The organism is Streptomyces sp. TLI_146 (assembly GCF_002846415.1).
In the GTDB taxonomy this organism is placed as follows: Bacteria; Actinomycetota; Actinomycetes; order Streptomycetales; family Streptomycetaceae; genus Streptomyces.
Genome location: NZ_PJMX01000001.1, coordinates 7,076,691 through 7,092,919 on the forward strand (window position 1 = coordinate 7,076,691; position 16,229 = coordinate 7,092,919).

Here is a 16,229-nt window from a genome sequence, read left to right on the forward strand (position 1 = left end):
CGGGACAGGTCCGCACCAGTCCCGGAGGCACCTGGGAGTACAGCAAGAGGAGCACGGCGTCGTGGCAAGGGTTCGGACAGGGGTACGCGCGATCGGCGCGGTGCTGGCGGCGGTGCTCGGAGCTTCCCTGGTGGGATGCAGCAGCACCGGGGGCAAGCGCGCCGAGGACGCGCGCAAGGCCGCCTCGGCGCAGGGCAAGGCGGCGGTGAACACACCCCGCTGGAAGTTCGCCATGATCACCCACTCGGGCGACGGCGACACCTTCTGGGACATCGTCCAGAGCGGCGCCAAGCAGGCCGCCGTCAAGGACAACATCGACTTCCTGTACTCGCACAGCGACCAGGGCCAGCAGCAGGCGCAGTTCGTGCAGGCGGCCATCGACCAGAAGGTCGACGGCATCGTCGTCACGCTCGCCAAGCCGGACGCCATGAAGGACGTCGTCGCCAAGGCCGCCAAGGCGGGCATCCCGGTCATCACGGTGAACTCGGGCTCCGAGAAGTCCAAGGAGTACGGCGCGCTCACCCACATCGGGCAGGACGAGACCATCGCGGGCGAGGCCGTCGGCGAGGAGCTCAACAAGCGCGGCCGGAAGAAGGCGCTCTGCGTCCTGCACGAGCAGGGCAACGTGGGCCACGAGCAGCGCTGCGCGGGCACCAAGAAGGCCTTCAAGGGCGAGCTGCAGAACCTCTACGTCACCGGCACCAACATGCCCGACGTGCAGTCCTCCATCGAGGCCAAGCTCCAGGCGGACAAGTCCATCGACGCCGTGGTCACCCTCGGCGCGCCGTTCGCGGACACCGCCGTCAAGGCCAAGGGCTCCGCGGGCAGCTCCGCCGAGGTCGACACCTTCGACCTGAACGCCAAGGTCGCCGCCGAACTGAAGGACGGCACCCTCGGCTTCGCCGTCGACCAGCAGCCCTACCTCCAGGGGTACGAGGCCGTGGACCTGCTCTGGCTCTACAAGTACAACGGCGACGTCCTCGGCGGCGGGCTGCCGGTGCTGACCGGACCCCAGATCATCACCAAGGACGCGGCCGCCAAGCTGGAGGACTACACGAAGCGGGGGACCCGATGACCGCCACCGCACCAGCGCCCGCGCCCGCGCAGGACGAGCGGCTGATCCAGCGGTCGGTGCTGCGCAAGCTGCTCGGCCGCCCGGAGCTCGGCTCGGTCGTCGGCGCCATCGCCGTCTTCGTCTTCTTCTCGATCGTCGCGGACAGCTTCCTGCGGGCCTCCAGCCTCTCGACCGTCCTGTACGCGGCGTCGACGATCGGCATCATGGCGGTGCCGGTGGCGCTGCTGATGATCGGCGGCGAGTTCGACCTGTCGGCCGGTGTGCTGGTGACGACGTCGGCGCTGGTGTCGTCGATGTTCAGCTACCAGATGACCGCGAACATCTGGGTGGGCGTCGGGGTCTCGCTGCTGACCACGCTCGCCCTCGGCGCGTTCAACGGCTTCATGCTGACCCGTACCAAACTGCCCAGCTTCATCATCACGCTCGGCACCTTCCTCATGCTGACCGGCCTCAACCTCGGCTTCACCAAGCTGATCAGCGGCACGGTCTCCACCAAGTCCATCGCGGACATGGAGGGCTTCGCCTCGGCGAAGAAGGTGTTCGCCTCCCAGCTGACCCTCGGCTCGGTCAACCTCAAGGTCACCATCCTGTGGTGGTTCGGCCTGATCGCGCTCGCCACCTGGATCCTGCTGCGCACCCGCTTCGGCAACTGGATCTTCGCGGTCGGCGGCGAGGCGGACGCGGCCCGCGCGGTCGGCGTGCCGGTCTACAAGACCAAGATCGGCCTGTACATGGGCGTGGCGTTCGCCGCCTGGATCTCCGGCCAGCACCTGCTCTTCTCGTTCGACGTGGTCCAGTCGGGCGAGGGCGTCGGCAACGAGCTGATCTACATCATCGCGGCCGTCATCGGCGGCTGTCTGATCACCGGCGGCTACGGCTCCGCGATCGGCTCCGCGGTCGGCGCGTTCATCTTCGGCATGACCAGCAAGGGCATCGTCTACGCCGAGTGGAACCCGGACTGGTTCAAGTTCTTCCTGGGAGCGATGCTCCTGCTGGCCACCCTGCTCAACGCCTGGGTGCGCAAGCGGGCGGAGGCGACGGCATGACGGACGCGACCTTGACCAAGAGCTCCGAGAGCCCCCTCGTGGAGCTCGACGACGTCAGTAAGTACTACGGCAACATCCGCGCCCTCGAAGGCGTCTCGCTGGAGGTCCACGCGGGCGAGATCACCTGCGTACTGGGCGACAACGGCGCCGGCAAGTCCACCCTCATCAAGATCATCGCGGGACTGCACCGGCACGACTCCGGCGCCTTCCGCATCGAGGGCGAGGACGTCTCGCTCAGCAACCCGCGCGAGGCGCTCGACCGGGGCATCGCCACCGTCTACCAGGACCTCGCGGTCGTCCCGCTGATGCCGGTGTGGCGCAACTTCTTCCTCGGCTCCGAGCCGACCAGGGGCGCGGGCCCCTTCAAGCGCCTCGACGTCGACCTGATGCGCCGCACCACCCGCTCGGAGCTGCTGCGCATGGGCATCGATCTGCGCGACGTGGACCAGCCCATCGGCACCCTGTCGGGCGGCGAGCGCCAGTGCGTGGCGATCGCCCGCGCCGTCTACTTCGGCGCCAAGGTCCTGGTCCTGGACGAGCCCACCGCCGCGCTCGGCGTCAAGCAGTCCGGCGTCGTGCTCAAGTACGTGGCGGCCGCGCGGGACGCGGGTCTCGGCGTGGTCCTGATCACGCACAATCCGCACCACGCCTACCTGGTCGGCGACCGGTTCGTGCTGCTCAAGCGCGGCACGATGACCGGCAGCCATCTGCGCACCCAGATCACCCTGGACGAGCTCACCCGCCAGATGGCGGGCGGCAGCGAGCTGGAGGAGCTCAGCCACGAGCTCCAGCGGGCTCCCGAGCCGCACCTCGGCGGCAGGCCCGCCGACACCGGCGAGTAACGGCCGGGGCCGCCGGGGCGGCACGGGCACACGAGGTCGGGTCCCGGCCGGGGTGGCAGAATCGGGCACGGCGGGCGCCGTCCGCCGCCGGTCACCCCGGCTCCCCGAGACCTCCAGGGACGACACCAGTCGTGCGAGCACTCCAGGACACCCCTCTCCCGACGCGAAGGGGTGCGGCCCGATGAACACCTCCTACCGGGGCTCCGCCCGGGCCACCGTCCTGCGCACCGTCGGCACCCGTGAGCGCCGCTCGCACCTGACCGCCCCGCGCGTGCCCACCGTGGGCATCGACATCGGCGGTACGAAGGTGATGGCGGGCGTCGTCGACGCCGACGGGAACATCCTGGAGAAGATCCGCACCGAGACGCCGGACAAGTCCAAGAGCCCCAAGGTCGTCGAGGACACCATCACCGAGCTGGTCCTGGACCTCTCGGACCGCCACGACGTGCACGCCGTGGGCATCGGCGCGGCCGGCTGGGTCGACGCCGACCGCTCCACCATCCTCTTCGCCCCGCACCTCGCCTGGCGCAACGAGCCGCTGCGGGACGCCCTGCAGTCCCGGCTCGCCGTCCCCGTCATGGTCGACAACGACGCCAACACGGCCGCCTGGGCCGAGTGGCGGTTCGGCGCGGGCCGCGGCGAGGACCACCTCGTCATGATCACGCTCGGTACCGGCATCGGCGGCGCGATCCTGGAGGACGGCCGGGTCAAGCGCGGCAAGTACGGCGTGGCCGGCGAGTTCGGCCATATGCAGGTCGTGCCCGGCGGCCACCGCTGCCCGTGCGGCAACCGCGGCTGCTGGGAGCAGTACAGCTCGGGCAACGCCCTGGTCCGCGAGGCCCGCGAGCTGGCGGTCGCGGACTCGCCGGTCGCGTACAACATCCTGGAGCGGGTCAAGGGCAACATCCCCGACATCACCGGGCCGCTGATCACCGAGCTCGCCCGCGAGGGCGACGCCATGTGCGTCGAGCTCCTCCAGGACATCGGCCAGTGGCTCGGCGTCGGCATCGCCAACCTGGCGGCCGCCCTCGACCCGTCCTGCTTCGTCGTCGGCGGCGGCGTCAGCGCGGCCGACGACCTGCTGATCGGCCCGGCCCGGGACGCGTTCCGACGCCATCTGACCGGCCGCGGCTACCGGCCGGAGGCCCGTATCGCCAAGGCGCAGCTGGGCCCCGAGGCCGGTATGGTCGGCGCCGCCGACCTGGCCCGCCTGGTCGCCCGCCGCTTCCGCCGCGCCAACCGCCGCCGGGTGGAGCGCTACGAGCGGTACGCCCAGGTCGCCGAGGCCGTCCGCAAGTCGAGCTCCGCCCGCACCACCCAGGGATCGCCGTGATGACCCCCGCGGACCGGCCCGCCGTGCCGCGTCAGTCCCCGCCCCCGGACCGGCCCCAGGCCCCGGAGGACCACCGGCACATGATCCGCCGCCGCTGGCTGACCGCGATCATCATCGTGCTGCTCATCGGGGTCCCGGCCGGCTATCTGGCCATCTCCGCCGGGCAGAGCCGCGACAGCGGCCGCGACAAGGAGAGCGAGGCCTCGGCGACCGGGCTGCAGAACGACTGGCCGTCCAAGACCCAGCGGCGCATCTACGACGTACCGGTCCCGTCGTCCGCCACGGACGTCAAGTACTTCGAGACCAACAGCTGGGCGGTCAGCAAGCTGTACGTGCAGTTCCGGACCACCGCGGCCGGTCTCGCCGAGTTCCTGAAGGACTCCGGCACCAGTACGGCGGCACTGCGGCCCGGTTCGGTGGCGATCGGCGCGACGGACGCGAGGACGGTCGGCTGGTCCTTCCCGTCGGGCCACGACTGGGCGGGCACCCGCCACGCCCAGAAGGACCCGCTGCCCACGCAGGACATCACGGTGGACGAGAGCGACCCGGACAACCCGGTCGTCTTCGTGGTCTCCACGGCGACGCCGTGAGGGGAGGGGGCGGCTATCGCCACCCCCTGACCGGAGCGTGCCGGTCCGCTCACTAGTCTGGAGCGAGTGAGCCACGTGACTGAGACGCCTGTGACCGAGACGCCCGAGCCCGCGAAGGCCCCGACCCTCCAGTACCGCATCGACGGCCCCGACGACGCGCCCGTCCTGGTGCTCGGCCCTTCGCTCGGGACGACCTGGCACATGTGGGACCGCCAGATCCCCGAGCTGGCCGGGACCTGGCGGATCGTCCGGTTCGATCTTCCCGGGCACGGCGGCGCCCCGGCGCACCCGGCGGTCTCCGTCTCCGAGCTCGGCGATCGGCTGATCGCCACCCTCGACGAGCTGGGCGTGCGGCGCTTCGGTTACGCGGGCAGTGCGATCGGCGCGGCCGTCGGTGCCGATCTGGCGCTGCGGCATCCGCAGCGGCTCGCCTCGCTGGCCTTGATCGCCGCCTCGCCCCGGTTCGGTACCGCCGACGAGTTCCGCCAGCGCGGTGTGGTCGTGCGCAGCAACGGCATGGACCCGATGGCCCGCAGCGCGCCCGAGCGCTGGTTCACGCCCGCGTACGCCGCGGCCCAGCCCGCCATCGTGGAGTGGGCCGTCCAGATGGTCCGCACCACCGACCCCGGCTGCTACATCGCCGCCTGCGAGGCGCTGGCCGCCTTCGACATCCGCGCCGACCTCGCCCGTATCGGCGTCCCCACGCTGGTCCTCGCCGGCGCCGAGGACCGGGTGACCGGGCCCGGCGACGCGCGCACCCTGGTCGCCGGGATACCCGAAGCGCGGCTCGCGGTGGTGCCGGGCGCCGCGCACCTGGCGCCGGTCGAGCAGCCCGCCGCCGTCACCGATCTGCTGGTGCACCACTTCTCGACGTCCTGGCACGAGACGCTCCCGGCGATCCCGGTACCGCCCGCGCCGCCGGTCGCCGTCGCCGCGCCGCCGTCGCCGTCGCCGCAGACCCTGCACGTCCCCGTCCCGATGGCCGCCGAGCCCGTACCGGCCCCGGCGCCCGAGGCCCCCGGGCGGCCCGACCCGTACGAACAGGGCATGAAGCTGCGGCGCGAGGTCCTCGGGGACGCGCGCGTGGACGCCGAGACCGCCGAGGCCGACGGCTTCACCGGCGACTTCCAGGAGCTCGCCACCCGCTACGCCTGGGGCGAGGTGTGGGCCCGCGACGGGCTCGACCGGCGCACCCGGGCCGTCGTCGCGCTCGCCGCGCTGGTCGCGGGCGGCCACCTCGACGAGGTCGCGGCCCACACCCGCGCCGCCCTGCGGGCCGGGCTCACCCCCGACGAGATCAAGGAAGTGCTGCTCCAGACGTCCGTGTACTGCGGCCTCCCGGCGGCGGGCGCGGCCTTCCGGGCGGCCGCCGTAGTCATCCGCGAGGAGACCACCCCGCAGGCGGGGTTCACCGACGGGCTCTGAGCCGTCCGGGCGAGGCGGCGCCCGCCGTAGCAGGATGGGGTCATGAGCCTGAAGCTGACCAAGAAGACCCACGCGTGCGTCCGGCTGGAGAAGGACGGCCGGACGCTGGTCATCGACCCCGGCGCCTTCAGCGAGGCGGACGCCGCACTCGGCGCGGACGCCGTCCTCGTCACCCACGAGCACCCCGACCACTTCGCCGAGGACCGGCTGCGGACCGCTCTGGAGGCCAACCCGGCCGCCGAGATCTGGACCCTGCGCAGCGTCGCGGAGAAGATCTCGGCGGCCTTCCCCGGCCGGGTCCACACCGTCGGGCACGGCGACGCGTTCAGCGCGGCCGGGTTCGACGTCCAGGTCCACGGCGAGCTGCACGCGGTGATCCATCCGGACCTCCCGAGGATCACCAACGTCGGCTTCCTGGTGGACGGTTCGCTCTTCCACCCCGGCGACGCGCTGACCGTCCCGGACCACCCGGTGGACACGCTGATGCTGCCGGTGCAGGCGCCCTGGAGCAAGATCTCCGAAGTGATCGAGTACGTACGGGAGGTCAAGCCGCGCCGCGCCATCGACATCCACGACGCGCTCCTGACCGACCTCGCCCGGCCCATCTACGACACCCACCTGGGCAATCTGGGCGGCGCCGACCACGCCCGGCTGGCCCCGGGGGACTCGACGGAGCTGTGACAGCGGTGAGTGTCGGACCCCGCCGTTAGGCTGGTGGACATGCGCATCGCGACCTGGAACGTCAACTCGATCACCGCCCGGCTGCCCCGTCTCCTGGCCTGGCTGGAGAGCACCGGCACGGATGTGCTGTGCATCCAGGAGACCAAGACCACCCTGGAGGGCTTCCCCGCCGCCGAGCTCCGCGAGCTGGGCTACGAGTCGGCGGTCCACGCGACGGGGCGGTGGAACGGGGTGGCGCTGGTCTCCCGGGTCGGCCTGGACGACGTGGTGCTCGGTCTGCCCGGCGACCCCGGCTTCGAGGACACCCTGGAGCCCCGCGCCGTCTCGGCGACCTGCGGCGGAGTCCGCCTGTGGTCGGTGTACGTGCCGAACGGCCGCGAGGTCGGCCACGGCCACTACGCGTACAAGCTGGCCTGGTTCGAGGCCCTGAAGGCGGCCGTCGCGCAGGACGCGGCGGGGGAGCGGCCGTTCGCGGTGCTCGGTGACTTCAACGTCGCCCCGACCGACGAGGACGTCTTCGACGTGGCGTTCTTCGAGGGCCAGACCCATGTCACCGAGCCCGAGCGGGCCGCGCTCGCCGCGCTGCGCGAGGCGGGCCTGTCCGACGTGGTGCCCCGCCCCCTGAAGTACGACCGGCCGTACACGTACTGGGACTACCGCCAGCTGTCCTTCCCCAAGAACCGGGGCATGCGCATCGACCTGGTGTACGGCAACGCGCCGTTCGCCAAGGCGGTCAAGGACAGCTATGTGGACCGCGAGGAGCGCAAGGGCAAGGGCGCCTCCGACCACGCCCCGGTGGTCGTGGACCTGGAGATCTGAGAACCGGAGATCTGAGAATCGCACTCCGCGTGCCCTGTGGTGCGCAGGTCTGTGCGAATGGGACGCTTGACGCCATGAACATCCTGGACAACTGGCGCAAGCGGCACGGCTCGCAGCGGACGGCGGCGCTCGCCGAGGCGGTGCAGACCGATCCGGAGGGCGTGGGCGAGCTCCTCGCGGAGTGCGAGCTGCTCCGCGTCAGGGCGCAGCAGGCCGGGCTCGAACTCGACGACAGCCCCGCGTCGTTGGCGGCGCTCGACCAGCTGCCGCCGCACTGGCGCGACGACCCGGAGGAGCTGCCCGGCCTGGGCAACGACGCGGGGCTGTACCTGGGGACCGTCCTGGTGCGCACCGTCGAGGGCGCCTCCTGGCAGGTGTGGCCGAGCGGGGAGCCGGTGGTGCGGCTCGCCTCGGGGCGCGAGATCGACGTGGTGGGGGCCGGGACCGAGTGGGCGGCGAGCGGAACACCCGAGCTGTCGCAGATCTACGCGGAGGCCGCGGAGATCTGACGGGCCGACCGTCCCCTAACCCAAAATACGGTTTATGTCCTGTTCGTGCGTGTCGAGGTGAAGTCCCTTTCCGGGCTGGATAGTTTGCGCTGACCTCGACACAGCGAAGAGTGGGCAGGACAGTGTATGGCCGTCGATCCGTTGATCGAGCTGCGTGACGTCAACAAGTACTACGGGAAGCTGCACGTCCTGACGGACATCAACCTCACTGTCGGACGCGGGGAGGTGGTGGTCGTCATCGGCCCGTCCGGCTCGGGCAAGTCGACGCTCTGCCGGACGATGAACCGCCTGGAGACGATCGAGTCGGGGTCGATCTCCATCGACGGGCGGCCGCTGCCCGAGGAGGGCAAGGCCCTCGCGGCGCTGCGCGCCGAAGTCGGCATGGTCTTCCAGTCCTTCAACCTCTTCGCCCACCGGACCGTCCTCGCCAACGTCTCGCTCGCCCAGATCAAGGTCCGCGGCCGCAAGAAGGAGGAGGCCGACCGGCGCTCGCGCGAACTCCTCGACCGGGTCGGCCTCGCCTCCCAGGCCGACAAGCTGCCCGCGCAGCTCTCCGGCGGCCAGCAGCAGCGCGTCGCCATCGCCCGCGCGCTCGCCATGAGCCCCAAGGTCATGCTCTTCGACGAGCCCACCTCCGCGCTCGACCCGGAGATGATCAACGAGGTCCTGGAAGTCATGCAGCAGCTGGCGCGCGACGGCATGACCATGGTCGTCGTCACCCACGAGATGGGCTTCGCCCGCTCCGCCGCCAACCGCGTCGTCTTCATGGCCGACGGAAAGATCGTCGAGGACCGCACCCCCGAAGACTTCTTCACCAACCCGCACAGCGACCGGGCCAAGGACTTCCTCTCCAAGATCCTCAAGCACTGAACGGGGAGTGGACGCAACCATGAGGCGTACGCGACGCGCGCTGGCCGCCCTCGCACTGCTCCTGGCCGCCGCCGGGTGCGGCAAGTCCGGCAGCCCGCCGGTCAAGGGCCCCAAGGCCGAACTGCTGCCCCGCTACCAGGTCATGACGGGCTTCTCGCTGCCCGACTCCGCGGTGTGGCGGCGGGCGAAGAACCGCGGGCACCTGGTCGTCGGCGCCAAGGAGGACCAGCCGTACATGGGCGAGAAGGACCCGGCCACCGGCGTCTACTCGGGCTTCGACATCGAGATCGCCAAGATGATGTCGGCCTCGCTCGGCTTCGACCCCACGACGATCGCCTTCCGGACCATCGCCTCCGCCAACCGCGAGACGGCGCTGCAGAACGGCCAGGTCGACTACTACGTCGGCACCTACACCATCAACGACAACCGCAAGAAGCTGGTCGGCTTCGCCGGGCCGTACTACATGGCCGGCCAGGGCCTGCTGGTGCGCACCGACGAGAAGGACATCGACGGGCCGCAGGACCTGAACGGCAAGCGCGTCTGCTCGGCCGCGGGCTCCACCCCGTACCAGCGCATCCAGAAGGACTACCCGAAGGCCGATCTCGTCGCGTACGACACGTACTCCGTCTGTGTGGACAACCTGCTCACCTTCCAGGTCGCCGCCGTCACCACCGACGACACCATCCTCAGCGGATACGCGGCCAAGGTGCCCGACGAGCTGAAGGTGGTCGGCAAGCCGTTCTCCGAGGAGCCGTACGGCATCGGTGTGCCGCGCGGCGACAACGCCCTGCGGTTCGCCCTCGACAACGCCATCGAGACCCACGAGAAGAACGGCGACTGGCAGAAGGCGTACGACGCGACGCTCGGCCTGTCGGGACGCAAGGCCGCGCCCGCCCCGCCCATCGACCGCTACCCGGCGAGCTGAGGCCCCGCATGGACGTACTGACCAAGAACTTCTCGCTGTACGGCAAGGGCTTCCTCGGCACGGTCGAGCTCACCGTCTACGCCTCGGCCGTGGCCCTCGTGCTCGGCTTCCTGATGGCCTCCTGCCGGGTCTCGCCGGTCGGCTCATTCCGGGCGCTGGGCACCGTCTGGGTGAACGTGCTGCGCAACACCCCACTCACGCTGCTCTTCTTCGCGGTGCTGCTCGGGCTGCCGCGCTTCGGCCTGGTGCTCCCCTTCAAGCTGTTCGCGGTGATCGCGCTCGGCTGCTACACCTCGGCCTTCATCTGCGAGGCGCTGCGCTCGGGCATCAACACCGTGCCCACCGGCCAGGGCGAGGCGGCCCGGAGCCTGGGGATGACCTTCGGCCAGACCCTGTCGGCCGTGGTCCTGCCGCAGGCCTTCCGCTCGGTCATCCCGCCGGTCGGCTCCACGCTGATCGCGCTCGCCAAGAACTCCGCCATCGCGGGCGCGTTCAGCGTCGTCGAGCTGCTCGGCACCTACAAGACGCTCAGCGAGCTCGGCTACGACATCATCTGGACGTTCATCTGGATCGCCGTCGGCTATCTGATCATCACGCTCACCATCAGCGCCGTCTTCAACCTCATGGAGAAGTACTGGGGAGTCGCCCGATGACCGCACAGCTGTCCGCGGAAGCCACCGCCCTCTACGACATCCCCGGCCCCAGGACCCAGCAGCGGCACCTGCTCTACGGGCTCGTCTCGACGGTCCTGATCCTCGCCCTGCTCGGCTGGGTCGTCTACCTCCTGTTCGACACCGACCAGTTCACCGCCACCAAGTGGCGGCCCTTCGCGTACGAGGGGATCCAGCGGCTGCTGCTGCGCGGGCTCGGCAACACGCTCAAGGCGTTCGGGTTCGCGGCCCTGTTCTCGCTGGCGCTCGGCGCGGTCCTGGCGACCGGGCGGCTCTCCGACCACCGCCCGGTCCGCTGGCTCGCCACGCTGCTGGTCGAGTTCTTCCGCGCCATGCCCGTCCTGGTGATGATCTTCTTCATCTTCGTGGCGCTGAAGGTGCAGCCGTTGCCGGCGCTGGTGGCCGGACTGACGCTCTACAACGGCTCGGTGCTCGCCGAGGTGTTCCGCTCCGGCGTCAACTCCGTGGAACGCGGCCAGAAGGAGGCGGCATTCTCGCTCGGGATGCGCAAGACGCAGGTCATGACGTACGTGCTGGTCCCCCAGGGGATCCGGGCGATGCTGCCGACCATCATCAGCCAGCTGGTGGTCGCGCTGAAGGACACCTCGCTCGGCTTTCTGATCACCTATGAGGAGTTCCTGCACGCGGGGAAGCTCATCGCTTCGAATCTCGACTACGATTTGCCGTTCATCCCCGTGGTGATGGTGATCTCGCCGATCTACATCGGGATGTGCATGCTGCTTTCCTGGTTCGCCACCTGGATGGCCAGGAGACAGAAGCGCAATCCCAAGACGGAGGCCGTGGACGTCGCCCCGGCCGAACCAGGGACGCTGCTGCCAGGAGCGCAGTAGCCAGGGGGCAGACCCTCCCGGCAGCAGCCGGTGATCACTCTTCGCGGAGAGGGACCGTCAGATACGACGGGTCTGACGCGGGCGAGGAGAAGGTCAGCTGCGCGCCGGTCGGGTTGTGCTCGATGTGGAGCGGGTCGACGGTGTCCACCACCAGTGCCGGACGGTGGAGGGGGCGTTGCTGACCGGCTTGCCGAGGCCGAGCGGGCCCACGTCGTACAGATACACGACGAGGGCGCCGCTCTCCTTGGTGGGAGTGACGGGCCGATGGCGGAGGAGCTGTCAGCCCGCGGTGGTGGCGCCGGTCAGGGCGCTCTTCTTCTGCCACTGCTCCCAGGTGAGGTTCCACTCGCCGTAGCCGTTGTTGACCGCCTGGGGGCCCTTGGTGTCGTCGCCGACGATCTCGAACGGGTCGCCGACCTGCACCGTGCCGTACAGCTCCTTGGCGTTGGCGTCGCTCATGCCGATGCAGCCGGAGCTGTGGTTGGTGTTGCCGAAGTACGGGGAGTTCCAGGGCGCGGCGTGCGCGTACATCCCGGACCAGGTGAGCCGCATCGAGTAGTCGACCATCTTGTTGTAGGCGTCGCCGAGGCCGACCGTCTCGGAGTTCATGTTGATCGTGCCCTCCTTCGCCATCAGGACGGCCTTGCCGCGCCAGGACCGCTTGTCGCCGCCCGGCGTGCCCCCGGACACCGGGATGTCCTTGACCACGGCGCCGTCGCGGTACAGCTTCAGGCGGTGGTTGTCGAGGTCGACCTTGACGACCTGGTTCCTGCCGACGGTGAAGCCGGTCTTGTAGTCCTTGACGAACCAGCCGCTGCCCGAGTCGACGCCGTTGAGGTCCGCTTCGAGGGTGACCTTCGTGCCGGACTTCCAGTACTCCTTGGGCCGCCAGTCGACACGGGACTTGCCCGAGTAGTCCTCCATCCAGCCCCAGGACCCCACGGTGTTGTCCGAGGTGGTCACCTTGAGCTGCTTCTCGACCGCCGCCTTGTTCTTCACCGGGTGGTCGAAGACGATCGACAGCGGCTGGGCGACGCCGACCGTGGTGTCCTTGCCGGGCGACAGCGACAGCTTGTTCACCTTGTCGGCGGCGGCGGTCGTGAAGCCGGCCTTGGCGGTGGAGCCCTTGTCGTCCTTCGCCTCGACCGCGTACGTCGTACCGGGCGCGGCGACCCGGTCCGAGGTCCAGGTCCTGCCGTCGGCGCCCGTCTTCCCGGCCAGCTTGCCGCCCTTGGCGTCGGTGACCGTGACCTCCTGGAGCTTGCCGGCGGCCAGGGTGACCTTCACCGGCTCGCCCGCCTTCGCCTGCTGGCCCGTCAGGTTCACCGATATCTCGGCCTTCTTGCCCGCGCCCGCCAGATCGGCGGCGCCCCCCTTGCCGTCGCCGGACCCGCCCGAGCCACCGGAACAGGCGGTGAGGGCCGCGGCGAGGACAGCGGTGCCGACGATCGCGGCGTTACGGACCGGGCGGCGGCGGAGCGGGGTGTGGCGGCGTATGCGGCTCAACTGGAAAACCTCCGTAGCAATGCTTCTCCATAGGAGAGAGTCGGTAACTCGACTCTAGGTTGCGGAAAGTGCGGGGAATCTCCGGATTTCGATTGTGACGAGCACCGCAGAGGAACCGTCATCATCCGGTCACATACGCCGCGCGGCCCGGTCATGGTCCGCTGTGAGCATCCTGTGCATCCCCGCGGCACCGACGGCGGGGCGTACTTGGGAGGTCACCCACGTGTCCGCACTGCTCGTGAGCGGCGACCGCGACCAGGACCTGCGGGTGCGTGGTCTCTCCGTCGCCGAGTACCGGTCCTTTCTGGAGGACCGTACCGACGTGAGTTTCCTGCAGCACCCGTCGTGGGCCGAGGTCAAGGACCAATGGTCGGCGGAAAGGGTCGGCTGGCACCTTGACACCGGTGAAATGAAGGGCGCGGCCCTGGTGCTCTACCGGCAATTCCCGGGCACCCGGAAATACTTCGCCTACCTGCCCGAAGGCCCGGTCGCGGACTGGGCGGACCCCGACATCGACCGCTGGCTGGGGCCGCTGCTGCGCCATCTGCGCCGGGCGGGCGCCTTCGCCGTGCGCATCGGGCCCTCGCCCGCCTACCGGCGCTGGGACGCCGCCCTGCTGAAGTCCGCGACCGGGCCCGGCCGCAAGGTCGGCGATGTGCTCGCCACCGAGGTGGACCCGCTCGGCTCCGCCGTCGCCGAGCGGCTGCGGGCGCGCGGCTGGCGGCGCTGCGGGGGCGACGACGGCGACGCCGACGCCCAGCCGCGCCATGTCTTCCAGGTCCGACTGGCCGGGCGCACCCCCGACGAGCTGTGGTCCGGGCTCAACCAGGAGTGGCGCCGCAATGTGCGCACCGCCAAGAAGGCGGGCGTGGAGGTGGTCACCGCGGGCGCGGCCGATCTGCCCGAGTTCTACCGGCTGCTGCGGATCACCGAGGAGCGCGACGGCTTCCGGCTCGGCCGGTCGCTTGCGTACTACGAGCGCCAGTACGCGGTGCTCAACGCCGAGCAGCCGGGCCGGATGCGCCTCTACCTCGCCCTGCACGGCGGCGAAGTCCTGGCCGCCCACACCATGATCACGGCCGGGCGGCGGGTCTGGTACCAGACCGGTGCCTCCGCCGACCACCGCCGCGAGGTGCGGCCCAGCAACGCCCTGCAGTGGCAGATGATGCTGGACGCGCACGCACTCGGCGCCGAGGTGTACGACATGCGCGGGGTACCCTCCACCCTTGATCCACAAGACCGCCCGTTCGGTCTGCTGCGCTGGAAACTGGGCACCGGCGGGCAGGTGGTCGAGACACTGGGGGAGTGGGAGACACCGATGAGCGGCACCGCCAACCACGCGCTGTACCGCGCGTTCCAGGCCTATCTGGCGCGCCGGTGACGGCCCCCGTCCACGCCGGGCCCCGCCACGCGGCCAAGGCGTCGGTGGCGCGCAGCGGCGCGGTGATGGCCGCCGGTTCGGTCGTCTCGCGGGCGACCGGGTTCGTGCGCTCCGCCGTGGTGGTCGCGGCCCTCGGCACCGGGCTCGTCGGCGACGGTTTCACGGTCGCCAACACCATCCCCAACATCCTCTACACCCTGCTCATAGGCGGCACCCTCAACGCGGTCTTCGTGCCCGAGCTGGTCCGCGCCGCCAAGGAGCACACCGACGGCGGCAAGGCCTACACCGACCGGCTGCTCACCGCGTGCACCGCGGCCCTGGTGGCCATGACGGCCCTCTCGGTGCTCGCCGCACCGCGGATCATCGACTTCTACACCGACTACACCGGCGCCCAGCGCGACCTCACGGTCGCCTTCGCCCGCTACTGCCTGCCGCAGATCCTCTTCTACGGACTGTTCACGCTGCTGGGGCAAGTGCTCAACGCGCGCGGCCGGTTCGGCGCGATGATGTGGACGCCCGTCCTCAACAACCTCGTCGTGATCGCGGTGTTCGGCCTCTACCTGGCGACCGCCGGGACCTCCGGCGCCACCCTGAGCGCCACCGACACCCGGATCCTGGGCTGGGGCACCACCGCCGGGATCGTGGTGCAGGCGCTCGCCCTGTTCCCGGCGCTGACCGCGGCCCGGTTCCGCTGGCGGCCGCGGTTCGACTGGCGCGGCAGCGGCATCACCCGCCCGCTGCGCTCGGCGGGCTGGCTGGTGCTGCTCGTCCTGACCAACCAGGCCGCGTACTGGGTGGTGACCCGGCTCTCCACCATCGCCGGGCAGCACGCCCACGACCAGGGTGTCGCCGGTGGCGCGGGCTACACCGCGTACACCAACGCCTACATGCTCTGGGTGGTGCCGCACGGCATCGTCACCGTCTCCATCCTCACCGCGCTGATGCCCCGGATGAGCCGGGCGGCCGCCGACCGGGACCCGGCGGCGGTGCGCCGCGACCTCTCCTACGGGCTGCGCACCAGCGCCGCGATGATCGTCCCGGCCGCCTGCGCGCTGCTCGCGCTCGCGCCCTGGCTGATGGGCGCGGTCTTCGGGTACGGCAGGACGTCCCCGGCCGATGTGTCGGTGATGGCGGGGATGATGATGGCGTTCGCCCCCGGGCTCATCGCCTTCTCCGGGCAGTACGTGCTCTCGCGCGGGTTCTACGCGCTGAGCGACACCCGCACCCCGTTCGTCCTCAACCTGGTGATCGCCGGGTGCAACGCGGGCCTGACCGCGCTCGCCTTCGTGCTGCTGCCCGCGCGCTGGGCGGTCACCGGGATGGCCGGGGCGTACTCGCTCGCCCTGTTCGCCGGGTGCGCGGTCACCGCGTACACCCTCGACCGCAGGCTCGGCGGCGGCGGGCTGCTGCGCTCGCCCTCGCTCGCCGCCCACGGCCGACTGCTGCTGGGCTGCGTGCCCGCCGCGCTGCTCGGATACGCGGCGGCCCGCGCGGCCGACGGGCTCGGCGACATCGCGGCGACCGGGGCCGGGACGGCCGTGCTGCTGGTGACGGTGGCGCTGCTCGCGCGGCCGCTGCGGCTCGACGGGATCAACGACATGATCGGCAAGCTGCGGGGCGGCCGGAGCCGCTGACCGGCCCCGCCGCCCGGCCGGTCCTGGACCCCTGCGGCACGTGAGACCCCTGCGACATCCGAGACCCCTGA

General features: G+C 70.8%; 16 protein-coding genes and 1 pseudogene. 15 read left to right on the plus strand and 2 right to left on the minus strand.

The features are described 5' to 3' along the window. Positions 1 to 61 precede the first annotated feature (61 nt). From BX283_RS31480 to BX283_RS31540, 13 genes are all read left to right on the plus strand, one after another. Complete coding sequence (locus BX283_RS31480; RefSeq protein WP_373979311.1) at positions 62 to 1,075, plus strand: sugar ABC transporter substrate-binding protein; 1,014 nt, start codon at positions 62 to 64, stop codon at positions 1,073 to 1,075. Next, entirely contained in the window at positions 1,072 to 2,121 is a 1,050-nt protein-coding gene (locus BX283_RS31485) for an ABC transporter permease (RefSeq protein ID WP_101390827.1), read from the plus strand. The genes BX283_RS31480 and BX283_RS31485 overlap by 4 nt, the downstream gene beginning before the upstream one ends. After that, on the plus strand, positions 2,118 to 2,963 hold the full coding sequence (locus tag BX283_RS31490) for an ATP-binding cassette domain-containing protein (RefSeq protein WP_101390828.1): 846 nt from the start codon (positions 2,118 to 2,120) through the stop codon (positions 2,961 to 2,963). The genes BX283_RS31485 and BX283_RS31490 overlap by 4 nt, the downstream gene beginning before the upstream one ends. Positions 2,964 to 3,144: 181 nt before the next feature. After that, complete coding sequence (locus tag BX283_RS31495) at positions 3,145 to 4,296, plus strand: ROK family glucokinase (RefSeq protein WP_101390829.1); 1,152 nt, start codon at positions 3,145 to 3,147, stop codon at positions 4,294 to 4,296. Beyond that, positions 4,296 to 4,886 (plus strand): hypothetical protein, encoded by a 591-nt coding sequence (locus BX283_RS31500; RefSeq protein ID WP_101390830.1) that lies wholly within the window; start codon positions 4,296 to 4,298, stop codon positions 4,884 to 4,886. Before BX283_RS31495 ends, BX283_RS31500 begins: the two co-directional genes overlap by 1 nt. A 75-nt stretch (positions 4,887 to 4,961) precedes the next feature. Beyond that, entirely contained in the window at positions 4,962 to 6,311 is a 1,350-nt protein-coding gene (locus BX283_RS31505; protein WP_257583976.1) for an alpha/beta fold hydrolase, read from the plus strand. Positions 6,312 to 6,353: 42 nt separating this feature from the next. Then, positions 6,354 to 6,992 carry an MBL fold metallo-hydrolase gene (locus BX283_RS31510; RefSeq protein WP_180357299.1) on the plus strand — a complete coding sequence of 213 codons (639 nt, stop codon included), beginning with the start codon at positions 6,354 to 6,356 and terminating at the stop codon, positions 6,990 to 6,992. 39 nt (positions 6,993 to 7,031) lie between these two features. Further along, positions 7,032 to 7,811, plus strand: coding sequence for an exodeoxyribonuclease III (locus tag BX283_RS31515; RefSeq protein WP_101392686.1), 780 nt, complete (start codon positions 7,032 to 7,034; stop codon positions 7,809 to 7,811). 74 nt (positions 7,812 to 7,885) lie between these two features. After that, the gene (locus BX283_RS31520; RefSeq protein WP_101390832.1) at positions 7,886 to 8,320 is read left to right on the plus strand and encodes a DUF6278 family protein; all 435 of its coding nucleotides are present in this window, start codon (positions 7,886 to 7,888) and stop codon (positions 8,318 to 8,320) included. A gap of 126 nt (positions 8,321 to 8,446) precedes the next feature. Continuing rightward, a complete protein-coding gene (locus tag BX283_RS31525; RefSeq protein ID WP_101390833.1) occupies positions 8,447 to 9,190 on the plus strand; it encodes an amino acid ABC transporter ATP-binding protein in 744 nt (247 codons plus the stop codon). A 19-nt stretch (positions 9,191 to 9,209) separates the two neighbouring features. Continuing rightward, the gene (locus BX283_RS31530) at positions 9,210 to 10,115 is read left to right on the plus strand and encodes a glutamate ABC transporter substrate-binding protein (protein ID WP_101390834.1); all 906 of its coding nucleotides are present in this window, start codon (positions 9,210 to 9,212) and stop codon (positions 10,113 to 10,115) included. Between the two features lie 8 nt (positions 10,116 to 10,123). Then, complete coding sequence (locus BX283_RS31535; protein WP_101390835.1) at positions 10,124 to 10,768, plus strand: amino acid ABC transporter permease; 645 nt, start codon at positions 10,124 to 10,126, stop codon at positions 10,766 to 10,768. Next, the gene (locus BX283_RS31540; protein WP_101390836.1) at positions 10,765 to 11,637 is read left to right on the plus strand and encodes an amino acid ABC transporter permease; all 873 of its coding nucleotides are present in this window, start codon (positions 10,765 to 10,767) and stop codon (positions 11,635 to 11,637) included. The genes BX283_RS31535 and BX283_RS31540 overlap by 4 nt, the downstream gene beginning before the upstream one ends. 34 nt (positions 11,638 to 11,671) lie before the next feature. Here the strand turns inward: BX283_RS31540 and BX283_RS31545 are convergent. Both BX283_RS31545 and BX283_RS31550 read right to left on the minus strand, forming a co-directional pair. Next, positions 11,672 to 11,904 (minus strand): annotated as a pseudogene (locus BX283_RS31545) (acyl esterase); the annotation flags it as partial. Positions 11,905 to 11,916: 12 nt separating this feature from the next. Beyond that, complete coding sequence (locus BX283_RS31550) at positions 11,917 to 13,143, minus strand: Ig-like domain-containing protein (protein ID WP_180357300.1); 1,227 nt, start codon at positions 13,141 to 13,143, stop codon at positions 11,917 to 11,919. 223 nt (positions 13,144 to 13,366) lie between these two features. Here BX283_RS31550 and BX283_RS31555 point away from each other — a divergent pair, with 223 nt between their 5' ends. Together BX283_RS31555 and murJ are read left to right on the plus strand one after the other, a co-directional pair. Beyond that, complete coding sequence (locus BX283_RS31555) at positions 13,367 to 14,524, plus strand: peptidoglycan bridge formation glycyltransferase FemA/FemB family protein (protein ID WP_101390837.1); 1,158 nt, start codon at positions 13,367 to 13,369, stop codon at positions 14,522 to 14,524. Then, positions 14,521 to 16,158 carry a murein biosynthesis integral membrane protein MurJ gene (gene murJ, locus BX283_RS31560; protein WP_257583977.1) on the plus strand — a complete coding sequence of 546 codons (1,638 nt, stop codon included), beginning with the start codon at positions 14,521 to 14,523 and terminating at the stop codon, positions 16,156 to 16,158. Before BX283_RS31555 ends, murJ begins: the two co-directional genes overlap by 4 nt. The last annotated feature ends 71 nt before the right edge of the window (positions 16,159 to 16,229 follow it).